14 protein-coding genes and 2 pseudogenes are annotated in these 13969 nt (G+C 72.6%); 10 read left to right on the forward strand and 6 right to left on the reverse strand.

All coding sequences use genetic code 11. The annotated features are described in order from the left end of the window. The first annotated feature begins 67 nt into the window (after window positions 1-67). A complete protein-coding gene (locus AB0F29_RS16900; RefSeq protein WP_361872651.1) occupies window positions 68-643 on the forward strand; it encodes a GNAT family N-acetyltransferase in 576 nt (191 codons plus the stop codon). Window positions 644-652: 9 nt separating this feature from the next. Here the strand turns inward: AB0F29_RS16900 and sigJ are convergent, their stop codons facing one another. Next, window positions 653-1552, reverse strand: coding sequence for an RNA polymerase sigma factor SigJ (gene sigJ, locus AB0F29_RS16905; RefSeq protein ID WP_361872653.1), 900 nt, complete (start codon window positions 1550-1552; stop codon window positions 653-655). A 95-nt stretch (window positions 1553-1647) separates the two neighbouring features. Between sigJ and AB0F29_RS16910 the strand changes: the two genes are divergently transcribed. Together AB0F29_RS16910 and AB0F29_RS16915 are read left to right on the forward strand one after the other, a co-directional pair. After that, window positions 1648-2010 carry a hypothetical protein gene (locus tag AB0F29_RS16910; RefSeq protein ID WP_361872656.1) on the forward strand — a complete coding sequence of 121 codons (363 nt, stop codon included), beginning with the start codon at window positions 1648-1650 and terminating at the stop codon, window positions 2008-2010. A gap of 145 nt (window positions 2011-2155) precedes the next feature. After that, entirely contained in the window at window positions 2156-2974 is an 819-nt protein-coding gene (locus tag AB0F29_RS16915) for an ATP-binding cassette domain-containing protein (RefSeq protein WP_361872728.1), read from the forward strand. Between the two features lie 156 nt (window positions 2975-3130). Here AB0F29_RS16915 and AB0F29_RS16920 read toward each other — a convergent pair. From AB0F29_RS16920 to AB0F29_RS16930, 3 genes and pseudogenes are all read right to left on the reverse strand, one after another. Then, window positions 3131-3505, reverse strand: a pseudogene (locus AB0F29_RS16920) (carboxylesterase/lipase family protein); the annotation flags it as partial. Between the two features lie 123 nt (window positions 3506-3628). Then, window positions 3629-5104: a UDP-N-acetylmuramoyl-L-alanyl-D-glutamate--2,6-diaminopimelate ligase gene (locus AB0F29_RS16925; protein ID WP_361872658.1), complete on the reverse strand. Its 1476-nt coding sequence runs from the start codon at window positions 5102-5104 to the stop codon at window positions 3629-3631. Between the two features lie 277 nt (window positions 5105-5381). After that, the gene (locus AB0F29_RS16930) at window positions 5382-5525 is read right to left on the reverse strand and encodes a hypothetical protein (RefSeq protein ID WP_361872661.1); all 144 of its coding nucleotides are present in this window, start codon (window positions 5523-5525) and stop codon (window positions 5382-5384) included. A 259-nt stretch (window positions 5526-5784) separates the two neighbouring features. Here AB0F29_RS16930 and AB0F29_RS16935 point away from each other — a divergent pair, with 259 nt between their 5' ends. The 6 genes and pseudogenes from AB0F29_RS16935 (at window position 5785) to AB0F29_RS16960 (ending at window position 12050) form a co-directional block, all read left to right on the forward strand. After that, window positions 5785-6318 (forward strand): DUF5709 domain-containing protein, encoded by a 534-nt coding sequence (locus tag AB0F29_RS16935; protein WP_361872664.1) that lies wholly within the window; start codon window positions 5785-5787, stop codon window positions 6316-6318. An 89-nt stretch (window positions 6319-6407) separates the two neighbouring features. Beyond that, window positions 6408-7192: pseudogene (locus AB0F29_RS16940) on the forward strand (alpha/beta hydrolase); the annotation flags it as partial. Window positions 7193-7408: 216 nt separating this feature from the next. Next, the gene (locus AB0F29_RS16945) at window positions 7409-8482 is read left to right on the forward strand and encodes a Dyp-type peroxidase (RefSeq protein WP_361872667.1); all 1074 of its coding nucleotides are present in this window, start codon (window positions 7409-7411) and stop codon (window positions 8480-8482) included. Beyond that, complete coding sequence (locus AB0F29_RS16950; protein WP_361872669.1) at window positions 8482-9279, forward strand: family 1 encapsulin nanocompartment shell protein; 798 nt, start codon at window positions 8482-8484, stop codon at window positions 9277-9279. Before AB0F29_RS16945 ends, AB0F29_RS16950 begins: the two co-directional genes overlap by 1 nt. Window positions 9280-9380: 101 nt before the next feature. Then, window positions 9381-10763, forward strand: a complete 1383-nt coding sequence (locus AB0F29_RS16955; RefSeq protein WP_361872672.1) for a diaminopimelate decarboxylase — start codon at window positions 9381-9383, stop codon at window positions 10761-10763. A 516-nt stretch (window positions 10764-11279) separates the two neighbouring features. After that, window positions 11280-12050, forward strand: a complete 771-nt coding sequence (locus AB0F29_RS16960) for a PIG-L family deacetylase (RefSeq protein ID WP_361872675.1) — start codon at window positions 11280-11282, stop codon at window positions 12048-12050. Between the two features lie 95 nt (window positions 12051-12145). On the opposite strand, the gene AB0F29_RS16965 is transcribed toward AB0F29_RS16960, so the two are convergent. Together AB0F29_RS16965 and panD are read right to left on the reverse strand one after the other, a co-directional pair. Next, entirely contained in the window at window positions 12146-12499 is a 354-nt protein-coding gene (locus AB0F29_RS16965; protein ID WP_361872677.1) for a GNAT family N-acetyltransferase, read from the reverse strand. Between the two features lie 62 nt (window positions 12500-12561). After that, window positions 12562-12987, reverse strand: coding sequence for an aspartate 1-decarboxylase (panD, locus tag AB0F29_RS16970; RefSeq protein ID WP_361872679.1), 426 nt, complete (start codon window positions 12985-12987; stop codon window positions 12562-12564). A gap of 480 nt (window positions 12988-13467) precedes the next feature. Here panD and AB0F29_RS16975 point away from each other — a divergent pair, with 480 nt between their 5' ends. After that, window positions 13468-13719: a helix-turn-helix domain-containing protein gene (locus tag AB0F29_RS16975; RefSeq protein ID WP_361872681.1), complete on the forward strand. Its 252-nt coding sequence runs from the start codon at window positions 13468-13470 to the stop codon at window positions 13717-13719. The last annotated feature ends 250 nt before the right edge of the window (window positions 13720-13969 follow it).

Here is a 13969-nt window from a genome sequence, read left to right on the forward strand (position 1 = left end):
CGCTCCCGGCGCGGGCGAGGGCGGTTCCCCGCGGGCTTCGCGGGGTGTGTCGTGGGATCGTGGCGCCATGACCATCGCAGTTCGCCCGGCCTCGGTGTTCGAAGATGTTCGCACCCTGGTCGGCCCGAAGTCTCCCGATGCCAACGTCTGCTGGTGCCTGAGCTACCGGATTCCGGCCAAGCTCAACACCGGGCTCCGCGGTCCGGCGCGGGGTGAGTACGCCGCCGGGCTGTGCCGTGCGGAGCCTCCGCCGGGGGTGCTCGCCTACGACGGCGACGAGCCGGTGGGCTGGGCTGCCGTGGCGCCGCGCTCGGACACCTCCTTCGCCCGCAGCCGGAAGATCCCGCACGTCGACGACCTGCCGGTCTGGTCCCTGTGGTGCGTCCGGGTTCGCCCCGGTCACCGCGGCAAGGGGATCTCGCACGAGCTGATCGCCGGTGCGGCCGGGTTCGCCCGCGCCCACGGTGCGCCGGCGGTCGAGGCGTACCCGCTCGACAGCGGTGACGCCAAGGTCGATTCGACGATGGCGTACCCCGGGATCCGGAAGAACTTCGAGCGCGCCGGGTTCACCCACGCCGCCGACACCACCTCGGTACTGGCCGGCCATCCTCGCGTCCTGATGCGGCTCGACCTGCGCGGGTAGCGGCGATCGTCACCCCCGCGGCACCCATGGCCGCAGCTTCTCCGGGTTGCGGACCACCCAGATCCGGGCGACGCGGCCGTCGGTCACGTCGAACGAGGCCACGGTCAGGACGACGCCGCCCCGCAGAGCCACCAGGCCCGGCGCACCGTTCACCGACCGCTCCAGGAGTTCCAGCCTCGGGGCCCGGTCGGCGATGGCGACCATGTACGAGGCGATGCGCGCGTCCCCTTCGATCGGGCGCAGGGCGGCACCGACCAGACCGCCGCCGTCGGCGGTCATCACGGCGGACGGGTCGAGGAGGTCGACGAGGGCCGCGATGTCCTTGTTCTCCCAGGCCTCCTTGACCCGCCGCACCACCTCCGTCCGTGTGTCCGCCGCCACCGGAGTCCGGGCGCCGGACACCCGTCGCCGGGCGGAGGACGCGAGCTGCTTGCAGGCGGCGGGGGTCCGGCCGAGTACGTCGGCGATCTCCGCGAAGGGATAGCGGAAGACATCGTGCAGGACGAACGAGACGCGCTCGGCGGGGGTCATCGTCTCCAGGACCACGAGGAAAGCCATGGTCACCGACTCGTCCAGGACCATCCGGTCCGCGAGGTCGGAGCCCCGGCCGCCGCCGCGCTCGACGGGGTCGGGCAGGGGATCGGGCAGCCACGCGCCGACATAGCGTTCGCGCCGGACCCGCGCCGAGCCGAGCACGTCCAGGCAGATGCGGCCGGTCACGGTCGTCAGCCAGGCGCCGGGCGACACGATCTCGTCCCGCCGACGCCGCGGCAGCGCGTACCAGCGCGCGAAGGCCTCCTGCACGGCGTCCTCGGACTCGGCGAGCGATCCGAGCAACCGGTAGGCCACATTGATCAGTCGGCCGCGCTCATCGGCCTGCCCCTCCGCGCCCGTCCTCACCGCCCCCATGCTCCGGCCCCCTCGCCTGACCTTTCGCCGGCCCGTGTCGTCGGGTTGGTGAGACCTTATCGATCGACTGCCCACGGGCGGAAAAGGGGCGTGGCATGGCCACTCCGATACCGGCACGGCGCGCGTTCTCGTTCCTTCGGATCGCGATCGCCCTGCAGACTCTGACGATCTTCCTCCAAGCGGTCTCCTCCGGACTGCTGATGACCTCGCCCTACGGGGAGACGCTGCACAGCGTCGGTGCGCGGGTGATGTACGGGGCGTCGATGCTGTACGTACTCGCGGCGGTTCTGGCCTGGAAGCCGGGCGGCGGCCCGTCCCGGCCCGTCCTGCACGCGTCGGGCTTCCTGGTCCTGGCCTCCGTCCAGGTCGCGGTCGGCATCGCGCACCTTCCGTCGGTCCATCTCCCCCTGGGAGTCCTGATGTTCGGGCTGAGTCTGCTCGCCCTGGCCAGGCGCTGAGGTCCGCCGCGACGGGGCGGGGGAAGATACGGCCAGGACCGGTCCGTGTCCGCGATGCAGTCACCCACGCGGATAAATGCCGACTACAGCTATCCTCCGTGCGGCAGACGCGGTACTGATCGACGCGAAGGGGCCGGACGACGGCATGGACGGGAACACCGGCCACAGTCACGGGCGTATCGTCGCCGCCCTCGACGGCGTGAGCATGCGCCGCCACACCACCGGCCAGCTCATCCTCGACAGCGTCGGCTGGACCGTCCGGGCGGGCGAGCACTGGGCGCTGCTCGGCCCCAACGGGGCCGGCAAGACCAGCGTCCTGCGACTCGTCGGCGCCACCGCCTTCCCCACCACCGACACGGTCGACGTCCTCGGCCACCGGCTCGGCCGCGTCGACGTGCGGGAGCTACGCACCCGCATCGGCCATGTCTCCACCTCCCAGCGCGTCCCGGGGGACCTCACCGGCCACACCATCGTCCTCACCGGCCACTCCGGCACCGTCCAGCCGCTGTGGAAGTCGTACGACGACGAGGTGCGCGAGCGTGCCCACGGACTGCTCGCCGAACTCCACGTCAAGGAGCTCGCCGACCGCCCGTACGGCGTCTGCTCGGGCGGCCAGCGCGCCCGGATCCTCATCGCCCGCGCCCTCATGGCGGATCCGGCCCTGTTGCTGCTCGACGAGCCGTTCAACGCACTCGATCTGCCCTCGCGCGAGGACCTCGTCGACACCATGCGTCATCTCGCCGTGAACCGGCCGGAGTTGTCGACGGTGACGGTCACGCACCACCTGGAGGAGCTCTCCCCGGCGATCGGTCACGCCCTGCTCCTGCGTGAGGGGCGCGTCCTCGCGGCGGGAGCGGTCGAGGACGTCCTCACACAGGAGCGCATGACCGCCTGCTTCGGCCGCCCCATCGAGGTGTCACGGCACGCGGGCCGCTGGCTGGCCCGCTCGGCCGGCTTCGGGTAGACGGGGCCCGTCCCGACCGCGTGCACGTGTGCGTCCGGCCCCGGATCCGCGTCGGCGGGGCCCACCACTGCCCGGACGGCGCTCGCACGCGGGCCCGGGCGTCAGGCTGCCCAGCTGGTTGAGGGCGGAGGGGGCCGGTCGCTGGGGCAGGGAGCCTCAGGGCTCCAGCAACGGCAGTCCGGCCGTACGCCACAGGTCGCGGAACCCGTACTCCACCCCGGGCCCTTCCGCCGTCGTACGCCAGACCCGAACCGTCGCCCCGCTCCCGGCGGGCCCGTCGAGGGGCGCCCAGCCCGGGTCTCCCTGCGCGGCGAACCCGGCCCAGGCACGGGTCACGCGCCGGGAGAGTTCCTCGTCGGCCGGGCCGGGCGGGCCGCCGACGAGGAAGTGGACGCTCTCCTCGTGGAGGTTGCCGACGGCGAACGGAATGTCCGCGCAGTGCCAGGCGCGCACCCGCCGCCCCACGCGGTCCCGGCGGCGGTCGAAGCGGACGAGGAAGGCCCGGCCGCCCGCCAGGGCGTGGGTCTCGGCGTAGGCGTCGGCCCGGTCTCCCGCTCTCCCATCCGCCTGTGTACGCCTCTGCCCGCGTACGCCACTGCCCGCGTAGGCGTCGGCCCGACCGCGACGGCTCCGCCCACGTGTGCGCCAGTGCGCCTATCCGGCGATCAGTTCGCGCACGGTGGCCATGTCGCTGAACGGCAGCAGTTCGCCCCGGACGCTCTGGTGCGGTTCGCTGCCCTTGCCCGCGATGAGCACGATGTCGGCCGGCCCCGCCTCCGCGAGCGCCGCGGCGATGGCCAGGCGGCGGTCGGTGATCCGCTCGAACGGCGTTCCGGCCGACGCGATGCCGGGGGCGATCTCGTCGAGGATGGCCTCGGGGTCCTCGTAGCGGGGATTGTCGGAGGTGAGGAAGCACAGGTCGGAGTGGTCGCCCGCGATGGTGCCCATCTCGGCGCGCTTGGTGGTGTCGCGGTCGCCGCCGCAGCCGAAGACGGTGATGACGCGGGCCCGGGCGAAGCCCCGGATCGTGGTGAGGACCTTGCTGAGGGAGTCCGGCGAGTGGGCGTAGTCCACGATCACCGAGGTGCCACTGGAGGTGTGGAGGCGTTCGAAGCGGCCGGGGATCTGCGGCATCCGCTCCAGCGCGTCGACCAGCCCGGCCAGACCGTGGCCGAGGAGGTGGCAGGCCGCCACGGTGGCCAGCGCGTTGGAGACCGAGAACCGGCCGGGCGAGGGGATCGCCGCCGGGTACTTGCGGCCGTCGTGGTGCAGCGTGAACCGGGTGCCCGAGGCGTCCACGGTGAGATCGCTCGCGCGGTAGTCCGCGTCGCCGTCCAGCGCGTACGTGGTCACGGCATCGGGCATCAGTTCCCGGATCCCGGCGCCCACCGGGTCGTCGGCGTTGACCACGGCGCGCCGGCACAACCCCTGGAACAGGCGGAGCTTGGCGTCCCGGTAGTTCTCCATGGTGCCGTGGTCGTCGAGGTGGTCCTGGGTCAGGTTCGTGAAGACGCCGACGTCGATGAACGTACGGTCCAGCCGGTACGTCAGCAGCCCCATCGAGGTGGCCTCCAGGACGACGCTGCCGGTGGCGCGGTCACGCATGTGCCCCAGCAGATACTGCAGATCGGGCGATTCCGGCGTGGTGAGCACGGAGGGGGGCATCGGGATGGGCTCGTCCCCGATGCGGCTGCCCGCGGTGCCGATCACCCCGACCCGGGCCCCCTCGGCGATCCGCAGCACCGACTCGGTCATGTACGAGACGGAGGTCTTGCCGTTGGTGCCGGTGATGGCGATCAGGTCCATCGCCCGGCCCGGTTCGCCGAAGTAGCGGGAGGCGAGAACCGCCGCGGCCCTGCGGACATCGGGGACGCGCACGGCGCACACGTCGCCCAGTGCCGCGGGCAGCGGCGGCGCCTGTTCGTCGACGAGTACGGCGACAGCTCCGCGGGCGACCGCCGGGGCGACGGCTTCCGGGCCGCCGGCGGCGTGGCCGGGCACCGCGGCGAAGACGGAGCCGGGGGTGACCCGGTCCGCGTCGAACGTCGCTCCGGCGGTGACGTCCGTGCGGGCGGGGGTTCCCCGCAGCACGTGGTGGTCCTGCCCGGCCATGAGGTCGCTCAGCTTCACGATGATCCCTTCGAGTGCGGCGCCGTCCGGCTGGTGCGGCCGTCGCCGGGAAGCGGCACGGGCGGGTGCGCCGTGGGCCGCGTGGTGCTGTGGAGCCGCTCGTGACTCTCTCGTCCGACGAGCGCCGGAGGCGACGGTGAGCTCCGGCGCTCAGCGGGCCGGAGTGGTGGTGTGCTGGTGCGGTGGTGTGCTGGTGTGGGTGAGAGGGCGGGCCGGTGCGGTTACGCCGGGGGCCGGGGGCGCCGGACGCTGCTGTCGGGAACCGCCGCGTGGACCGCTAGCCGTGGCCGTGCAGTGCGGTACGGCCCGTTCCGGGCGCCGCGTCCGCGGGCGCCGGGGGCACAGCCGCGCGGGTGGCGGCCGGGGGCAGCGCGGACACGGCCCGGTGCGGGCGGGTCCTCGGTTCGGCGCTGCGTCCCATGGCCCGAGTGTACGTGCGGTGGGAAGTGCCCCGGTCCGCCGCCGGGCGCTCCGTCGGCCGAAGACGGCGTGGGACGGCTCCGGGTGCGGCCCGACCCCCGGATGCGCGGCGAACGGGCCGCGACCTGCGTACGGGCCGGTCCGCGAGACCCGTCCCCGGCCCCGGAATCCGATCTTCCCTTTGCGGCCGGAGCGGGACCGGAGTGGAATTGCGTACAGGGGACAGTGGTATTCGGTACTCCCGGAGGAAAGGACGCGCCATGAGCGACACCGACTGGGGGGACGACGTCTACCAGCCCCAGGAACCCGAGGCCTCCGACCCCGACGAACAGCTCGACGCCGGGGACACGCTCATGGATCCGTCCGGAACCGGCGACCCGCTGGACGAGGGCTACGCTCCGCCGGACCGCCCCTGGGTCGTCGACGGCCTCGGCACCACGGCCAACGAGCGGCACACCGGCGAGTCCCTCGAAGCGCGGCTGACCAGGGAAGTGCCCGAGCCGGACGGTGCCGCCGGAGACGGCGTGGGCGATCTGGTGGACGGCGACGGCGAGCCGTGGGACGACGAGGTCGGCGTCGCCCGCGCGGGACGGCTGACCCAGCAGGCGGACGGAAGCGTCCCGGCCACCCTCACCGCCAGCGACGTGGGCATCGACGGGGCGGCGGCGTCGGCCGAGGAGGCCGCGATGCATGTGATCCCCGAGCCGGGGGACGACGACGCGCTCCTGGAGGCCGGTCCGGCGCCCGGAACCGGCCCCTCCGCCGGTGGCGGGGCCGCCTCGCCCTCGCCGTGAGCGGGCTGTCGGCGAGCGCCCGCCCTGAACGCGGCTGCCCCCGGGCCCCTGGTCCCCCGCCCCGAGCACACCACGCACCGCCGAAGGCGGCGGGCCAGTGGGGCACGGTCCGCACCCGCGTCATCCGGCCCAGGGGGGCCACAGGACCGTTGCCGGTGGTGTTCTCCATCCACGGCGCCGGCTGGGTCCTCGGCGACGACCGGACCCACGACCGCCTCGTCCGCGAACTCGCCGTCGGCGCCGGGGCGGCGGGTGTCTTCCCCGTCCACGACCGCGCACCCGAGGCGAGATACCCACCCGGGTGGAGCAGAACTACGCCGTGGGCCGGTGGGTCGTGGAGCACGGAGCGGAACACGGACTGGACACCTCGCGGATCGCCGTCACCGGCGACTCGGCCGGCGGCTGCACGGCGGCGGTGTTCGCGCTGATGAACAAGGAACGCGGGGGCATCGGCCTCAAGGCGCAGGTCCTGCTGGACCCGGTCACCGACGCCGACTTCAGCACCCCTGCGTACCTGCAGTTCGCCGAGGGCTACTACCTCACCCGCGACGGCATGAAGTGGTTCCGGGACGCCTACACCGGCAACCCCGCCCACCGCACGGAGGTGTGCGCCTCGCCACTGCGGGCCTCACTGGAGCAGTTCCGGGGCCTGCCCACCACGCCGGTCATCACCGACGAGGCCGACGTCCTGCGCGACGAGGGCGAGAAGTACGCCAACAGGCTGCGCGAGGCCGGCGTGGACGTGACGTCCGTCCGGGTGGCGGGCATGGTCCACGATTTCCTCCTCCTGGACAGCCTGCGCGACACCCGGGCCGCCAACGTCGCCCGCGGGCTCGCCGTCGACGCCCTGCGGACGGCCCTCCGCGACGGCTGAGGCGGAGAGGGGGCGGGCCTCCGGTCCGCGCCCTCTCCCGGGCGGGCCCCCGGTCCGCGCCCGGGCGTGCTCCCCCGGCCGGGCGCTCCCGGCGTGCGGTCGGGGACGGGACATGGGTTAGTGGCTGCGAGCGCTGTTCACCCTGGTCCCCGACCGCCGACCGTTCACCACCGGCAATCCACCGCCGTCCGTACACCGTCGTAGTGGAGTGCGCGCATGCCCGACGCCGTCCCCGGTCCCGTCTCCGTCCAGCCCGTCGTGGCGCCGTTGACCAGCGCGGCGCTGTTCCTGGTCGGCACGATCGAGCCGGGCGGCGAGAGCGCGGTGCTGGACGTGCTGCCGGATGTCGCGGCCGCCGCCCGGTCGCTCGGCTTCCGCTACCCGGACGCCGGTCTCGCCTGTGTCGCGGGCTTCGGCTCCAGCGCCTGGGACCGGCTGTTCGCCGGGCCGCGCCCGGCTCACCTCCACCCGTTCCCGGAGCTGCGAGGCCCTCTCCACCATGCCCCGGCGACCCCCGGCGACGTACTGCTGCACATCCGGGCCGAGCGGATGGACGTCTGCTACGCGTGGGCGGCCCAGCTGCTCGACAAGCTCGGCGGGGCGCTGCGGATCGTGGACGAGACGCACGGCTTCCGCTACCTGGACCACCGGGACCTGCTCGGCTTCGTGGACGGTACGGAGAACCCGGTGGGCGACGACGCCCGCTCGGCGGCACTGGTCGGGGCGGAGGACGACCCGGAGTTCGAGGGCGGCAGCTACGTCGTCGTACAGAAGTACCTGCACGACCTGACGTCCTGGAATGCGCTCTCCGTGGAGGAGCAGGAACGCGTCATCGGCCGCACCAAGTCGGACGACGTGGAGTTCCCCGACGACGAGAAACCCGCCGACTCCCACCTCGCGCTCAACACGATCACCGACCCGGACGGCACCGAACGGGACATCCTGCGGGCGAACATGCCGTTCGGGAGCTTCGGGACGGGCGAGTTCGGTACGTACTTCATCGGGTACGCCGCCGATCCCGACGTGACCGAGCGGATGCTCCGCAACATGTTCCTCGGCGATCCGCCCGGGACGCACGACCGCATCCTCGATTTCTCCACGGCGGTCACCGGTTCCCTCTTCTTCGCCCCCCGCGCCGACTTCCTCGCCGCTCCGCCGTCCCCGCCCGTCCTGACCCGCGCCGGGGACCGGCCGGAGCCGGTGCCCGCACCCGTCCGGCAGGAGTCTCTCGCGGCCGGGGCGGGCCACGGTTCGCTGCGCATCGGCAGCCTGCAAGAAAGCGCCCAGTGATGAACAATCTGCATCGCGAACTCGCACCGGTCACCCCGTCCGCCTGGGACGAGATCGAGGAGGAGGCCCGGCGCACCTTCCGCCGCCATGTCGCCGGCCGCCGCGTCGTCGACGTGTCCGATCCGGCAGGTCCGACACTGGCCGCGGTCGGCGACGGCCATCTGAACGACATCGATCCGCCCACCCCGGACGTGGCGGCCCGGGCCCGGACATCGATGCCGGTCATCGAGTGGCGGGTGCCGTTCACGGTGACCCGCCAGGCCGTGGACGACGTGGAGCGCGGCTCCGCCGACAGCGATTGGCAGCCCGTCAAGGACGCGGCACGCACCTGCGCGTTCGCCGAGGACATGGCGATCATCGACGGGTACGGGGCGGCCGGGATCACCGGCCTGCGGGACGGCTCCTCCCACGATCCTCTCCCGCTGCCGGCCGACGCGCGGGACTATCCGGTGGCGGTCAGCCAGGCCGTGACGCGGCTGCGGCTGGCCGGTGTGGACGGACCGTACCGGCTGCTGCTCGGCGCGGACGCGTTCACCGAGGCCGCCGAGACCTCGGACCACGGCTATCCGGTCAAGACACATCTGAGCCGCCTGGTGGACGGCGAGATCCTGTGGGCGCCCGCGGTCAAGGGCGGGGTGCTCCTGTCCACCCGGGGCGGAGACTTCGAGCTCTGCCTCGGCCAGGACCTGTCGATCGGCTACGCGGACCACGACGCCACGAGCATCCACCTCTACTTCCAGCAGGCCTTCACCTTCCGGATGCTGACACCGGAGGCCGTGGTCGGCCTGATCGCCTGATCCCCGGGGGCGCTCACCGGCGCGTGTCGGCGCGTGTCCGGGCGACCGAGCGCCCCCGTTCCGCCGAAGACCTGGGGGCAGCCATCAGGGACTCTGGCCGTATGACGCAGACGACTTCCGCGCACCACGAGGGCGGCACGGCATCGCCGGCCGCCCGCTTCGACCCCGTAGTCCGGGCGGCCGTCGGGCAGGGGCTGCTGGGCGAGGGCAGCCCGGTCGCCGGATTCATCGACACGGAGGGCGTACGCGCCTCCGTCGGCGACCTGCACGACGCCTTCGCCGCCACGCCCGAGGTGCTGCACACCTTCGCGGCCAAGGCCTGCTCCCTCGTCCCGGTGCTGCGGCTGCTCGCCGACTGCGGCATGGGGTGCGAGGTGGCGAGCCCCGGTGAGCTGCGGCTGGCCGTGGAGGCCGGGTTCGCCGCGTCCCGTGTCGTCCTGGACTCCCCCGCCAAGACCCGTGAGGAGATCCGGCTGGCGCTCGCCCTCGGCGTCGCCGTCAACGCCGACAGCCTCGACGAACTGCGCCGCATCGACGCGCTGCGCACCCCGGGCACCGCCTCGGTCCTCGGACTGCGGGTCAACCCTCAGGTGGGCGGTGGCTCCATCGGGCCGATGAGCACGGCGACCGACACCTCGAAGTTCGGGGTCGCGCTGCGCGACCCGGGGGCCCGCGAGGCCATCGTGGGGGCCTTCCGGGAGCGACCGTGGCTGACCCGGCTGCACGCCCACGTGGGCTCCCAGGGCTGCCCGTTGGAGCTGATCGCGAACGGGGTGGCACGGACGTACGAGCTGGCCGAGGAGATCAACGCGACGCTGGGCGTCCGACAGGTCACCAGCCTGGACATCGGCGGCGGCCTGCCGGTCAATTTCGCCGACGAGACCGTACGCCCCCGCTACGCGGACTACGTGACGGCGCTGACGGCGGCCGCCCCCGGCCTCTTCTCCGGCCGCTACTCCCTGGTCACGGAGTTCGGCCGCTCGCTGCTGGCGAAGAACGGGTTCATCGGGGCCCGGGTGGAGTACACGAAGGATGCCGGGGGCCGCCGGATCGCGCTCACCCACGCGGGAGCGCAGACCGCCACCCGTACCGTCCTCATGCCCGACGCCTGGCCCTTGCGGATCGGGGCGTTCGGCCCGGACGGCACGCCCAAGAGCGGCCCGCCGCTGGCGCAGGACATCGCGGGGCCGTGCTGCTTCGCGGGGGACGTGGTGGCGTACGGCCGGGAGCTGCCGGAACTGGCCGAGGACGATGTCGTCGTGCTGTACGACACGGGGGCGTACTACTTCTCCACCCCGTGGGCGTACAACAGCCTGCCCCGTCCCGCGGTGTACGGCTTCCGGGCGGGTCCGGGGCCGGCGGACGGTCCGGGCCACGACGGACAGGTGACGTTCGTGACGGTGCGGGACGCGCAGTCGCTGGACGACATCGCGGCGGAGAGCGGTCTCGCACACGCGGACGCGCTGATCGAACGGGGCGACTGAACGGGCGGGGCGAGGCAACGGGCGAGGCCGGTACAGCCGAGGCCGGCCGGCCGGGACGGACCGGCCGACCGGCCACCGGTCACGTCCCGGCGGGCTGCGGCTCGGGCTCCGGATCCGGCACGGGGTCCGGTCCGGGCGCGGGCGGCTGCGGGATCGGGTCCGGCGCGGGTCCGGGCGGCACCGGCCCGGGACCCGGCGGCACGGGCGGCGGGCCGGGTACCGGAGTGGGCGGGCCCGGTACGGGCGGAGGGGTCGGCGAAGGCGGTACGGGGTCGGGGTACGGGTGGGTCATCGCGATCCTCCACAACGGCACGAAATGGACAGATGAAGCTTTCCTCCACCGTCTCCCGGAGCGGCTGCCCGCGCCTGCCGAGTCCACACCCGCACCCGGCGACCGCGGCGCGAGCCGGTGTGTGCCGCACCGTCCGGAGTGGGCAGGACTCCGGCGAGCTGCCCGGACCTGGCCGGCTCCGTCCGGATCCGCGACCGGCGCCATCGATGCGAAAGGTGTCCCTCATGCCCCTGCCGAGCGTTCTCGCCGTCCACGCCCATCCGGACGACGAGTCCCTGTTCTGCGGAGGCGTCCTCGCTCAGCACGCGGCCGACGGCGCCCGGACCGCGGTGGTCACGGCGACCTGGGCGGAGGGCACGCACCGGGCCGCCGAGCTCGCCGAGGCCCTCGACGCCCTGGGCGCGGGCGCCCCACGACTGCTCGGCTACGCGGACGCCCGCGTGCCGGAGTCGGCCCCAGGCCGGCCCCGGTTCCTCGACGCGCCGCTGGACGAGGCCGTGGAGGCCGTCGTCGGCCACATCCGTGACGTCCGGCCGGAGATCGTCATCACGGTGGACGCCTACGGGGGCATGACCGGCCACCCGGACCATGTGCACGCCCACCGGGTCACCGCGCTGGCGGTCCGGGCCGCCGGCCTCCCCCGCTTCTGTCCGGGGTCAGGTGAGCCCTGGCAGCCGAGCGCCCTCTACCTCGCCACGCACCCCCGCTCGGCCGCTGTTCCGGTGGGCGGGCGGCTGGCCCGGACGGGAACCCCGGCCGACGCCCTGTACTGCTCGGAGGACGCCTGGATCACCACGACCGTCGACGTCGGCCCCTGGCTTCCGCGGAAACTGGCCGCGATCCTCGCGCACCGCAGCGAGGTGGACCGCGGAGCGGCACCCGGCCGGATCGCCTCTCTCCCCGTGGCTGTTCAGCGCGAGGTGCTGGGGACCGAGTGGTACATCCGCCGGGACCTCGCACCCCGCAACGGATCGGCCACGACGCTTACCGCGTGACGGGAAGCGTGCGGGGAACGGCGGCCGAAGGACCGCTCCGAACGCCCCCGCCACACCCGCACCGGTCCCAGGTCCCAGGTCCCAGGTATCAGGTCTCAGAACAGCTCGGGGTGGTTCCTGAGCTGCCGCTCCGCCTCCTGGACGAGCTCGGCCGGGGCTTCGGGCGCCTCGTCGGGGTGCCGCTGTGCCCACTTCGCCGCGTACGGGCAGAGCGGAACGACGGGAACGCCCTCGCGGGCGGCCATGGCGTAGAACTCCCGGACCAGCGCCCCCGCGACGCCCTTGCCCTCGTGCTCGGGCCGGACGACGGTGTGCACGGCCACCAGCGCGCCGGGAGCCGGGTCCATGACGAAGTACGCGATGGTCCCGGCCTGCTTGCCGTCCTCGTACGCCACGAGACTGCCGTGCTCCCGGTCGTCCCTGATCTCCACAGCTGCCTTCTCTGCCATGACTCCTGCTTTCTCGTTCGTGACCCTGGACGTCGCTCGCCCCGGAAACACGGACGGCGACCTCAACCGCCCGCGACGACGGCCTGCGGGCTCCGCTCCGTACGGGTCCCGGGAACCGGCGCCGAGGCGTCGGCTCCGAGCGCCACGATCCGGTTCTCCGCGTCCACGTGCACGACCCGCGGCACGAGGGCACGGGCCTCGGCATCGTCGACCTGTGCGTAGCTGATCAGAATGACCAGGTCACCGGGGTGCACGAGGTGTGCGGCCGCGCCGTTGATCCCGATGACGCCGGAGCCGCGCTCGCCCTCGATGACGTAGGTCTCCAGGCGGGCGCCGTTGTCGATGTCAACAATATGGACCAGCTCACCGGGGAGCAGGTCGGCGGCCTCCATCAGGGCGGCGTCGATCGTCACGGAACCGACGTAGTGCAGATCGGCCTGGGTGACGGTGGCACGGTGGATCTTGGACTTGAATATTGTACGTATCATCGAGGTACTCCTGGACGTAGGCTCCCTGCCTGCGTATTTGCAGGTCAAGGGCTGTTTCCTCACCCTACAACGAGTCGCATGTTCGGGTAGCGTTCCCCAGGTTTTTCAGGACTCATGCTGACCACTTGCTGACTTTCCTGATGCTTCGTCAGGTCGCATCGGGAGGGCCCACTAACCCTCCTGAGCTCCACCGCGACGACTCCGCAAGCCTATGCAGCTCTCCCCCGCGGGTATCCGTGATCACCGTCACCCCGACGAGCCGACAGGGGTTGCAGCCTGCACGACTCCCGGAAGGGCCGTGCGGCGCGGCAACCTAGCAGCTAATCACGGGGCAGCGAAGCCGCCGATTCTCGCGACCATGGCCACGGCCCGCCCGGCGACTCTTCGGAGCGGCACGGAACGGGCGCCATGAACCTTCGAGATCCGGCTGGACCCAACGCGATCCAACGCGGCGGCCAGCCTCAAGGAGCCCTCTTACCCATGGGACCGCAGCCGCACCCAGATGAAACCCGCACCGACAACGGCCGATCGCGCAGGCACCAGCCTGTCGAGCCTGTCCTCATAGAAACTGCCGAAGTCGCCACAATGCTCAGCATGTCCACCAGCTGGGTCTACAGGGAGGCGTCAAAACTGGGCTTGAAAGGATACAAACTCGGCCGAGGGAGGAATGCAAAGGTCCTGTACAAAAGGACCGAGGTCTTCAAATGGCTGGAGCAGCAGAAGATCCATTGAATCTTCGCTACTCGGCACTCACCGCCCCTCCAATCGTCTCCGCTCCAGAGCTGACGACCCGGTGCACCATGCGTCGAAGACTACATACGCGTAAAGGTATTCACACCCGCAGAGGAAGTGGCTACGCCGGCCGGGAAAACCCATCGCTCGGGCTAAGACCGTGTCCTATGTGGTGAGTCGGAGGAGTCGCTTGTAGCAGCAGAGGGCTGCGGCGAGGCCGAGAAAGGCCAGGTAGTTGCGGGGGTGGCGT

The organism is Streptomyces sp. NPDC026589 (genome assembly GCF_040638385.1).
Lineage (GTDB): Bacteria > Actinomycetota > Actinomycetes > Streptomycetales > Streptomycetaceae > Streptomyces.

Excerpts from the sequence above, each read along its gene's own strand:
- AB0F29_RS16965 (WP_361872677.1), bottom strand. The coding sequence starts at position 12,499 with ATGGCAGAGAAGGCAGCTGTGGAGATCAGGGACGACCGGGAGCACGGC.
- AB0F29_RS16960 (WP_361872675.1), top strand. The coding sequence starts at position 11,280 with ATGCCCCTGCCGAGCGTTCTCGCCGTCCACGCCCATCCGGACGACGAG.
- panD (WP_361872679.1), bottom strand. The coding sequence starts at position 12,987 with ATGATACGTACAATATTCAAGTCCAAGATCCACCGTGCCACCGTCACC.
- AB0F29_RS16915 (WP_361872728.1), top strand. The coding sequence starts at position 2,156 with ATGGACGGGAACACCGGCCACAGTCACGGGCGTATCGTCGCCGCCCTC.
- AB0F29_RS16930 (WP_361872661.1), bottom strand. The coding sequence starts at position 5,525 with ATGGGACGCAGCGCCGAACCGAGGACCCGCCCGCACCGGGCCGTGTCC.
- AB0F29_RS16955 (WP_361872672.1), top strand. The coding sequence starts at position 9,381 with ATGACGCAGACGACTTCCGCGCACCACGAGGGCGGCACGGCATCGCCG.
- AB0F29_RS16945 (WP_361872667.1), top strand. The coding sequence starts at position 7,409 with ATGCCCGACGCCGTCCCCGGTCCCGTCTCCGTCCAGCCCGTCGTGGCG.
- AB0F29_RS16900 (WP_361872651.1), top strand. The coding sequence starts at position 68 with ATGACCATCGCAGTTCGCCCGGCCTCGGTGTTCGAAGATGTTCGCACC.
- AB0F29_RS16935 (WP_361872664.1), top strand. The coding sequence starts at position 5,785 with ATGAGCGACACCGACTGGGGGGACGACGTCTACCAGCCCCAGGAACCC.
- AB0F29_RS16950 (WP_361872669.1), top strand. The coding sequence starts at position 8,482 with ATGAACAATCTGCATCGCGAACTCGCACCGGTCACCCCGTCCGCCTGG.
- AB0F29_RS16910 (WP_361872656.1), top strand. The coding sequence starts at position 1,648 with ATGGCCACTCCGATACCGGCACGGCGCGCGTTCTCGTTCCTTCGGATC.
- sigJ (WP_361872653.1), bottom strand. The coding sequence starts at position 1,552 with ATGGGGGCGGTGAGGACGGGCGCGGAGGGGCAGGCCGATGAGCGCGGC.
- AB0F29_RS16975 (WP_361872681.1), top strand. The coding sequence starts at position 13,468 with ATGGGACCGCAGCCGCACCCAGATGAAACCCGCACCGACAACGGCCGA.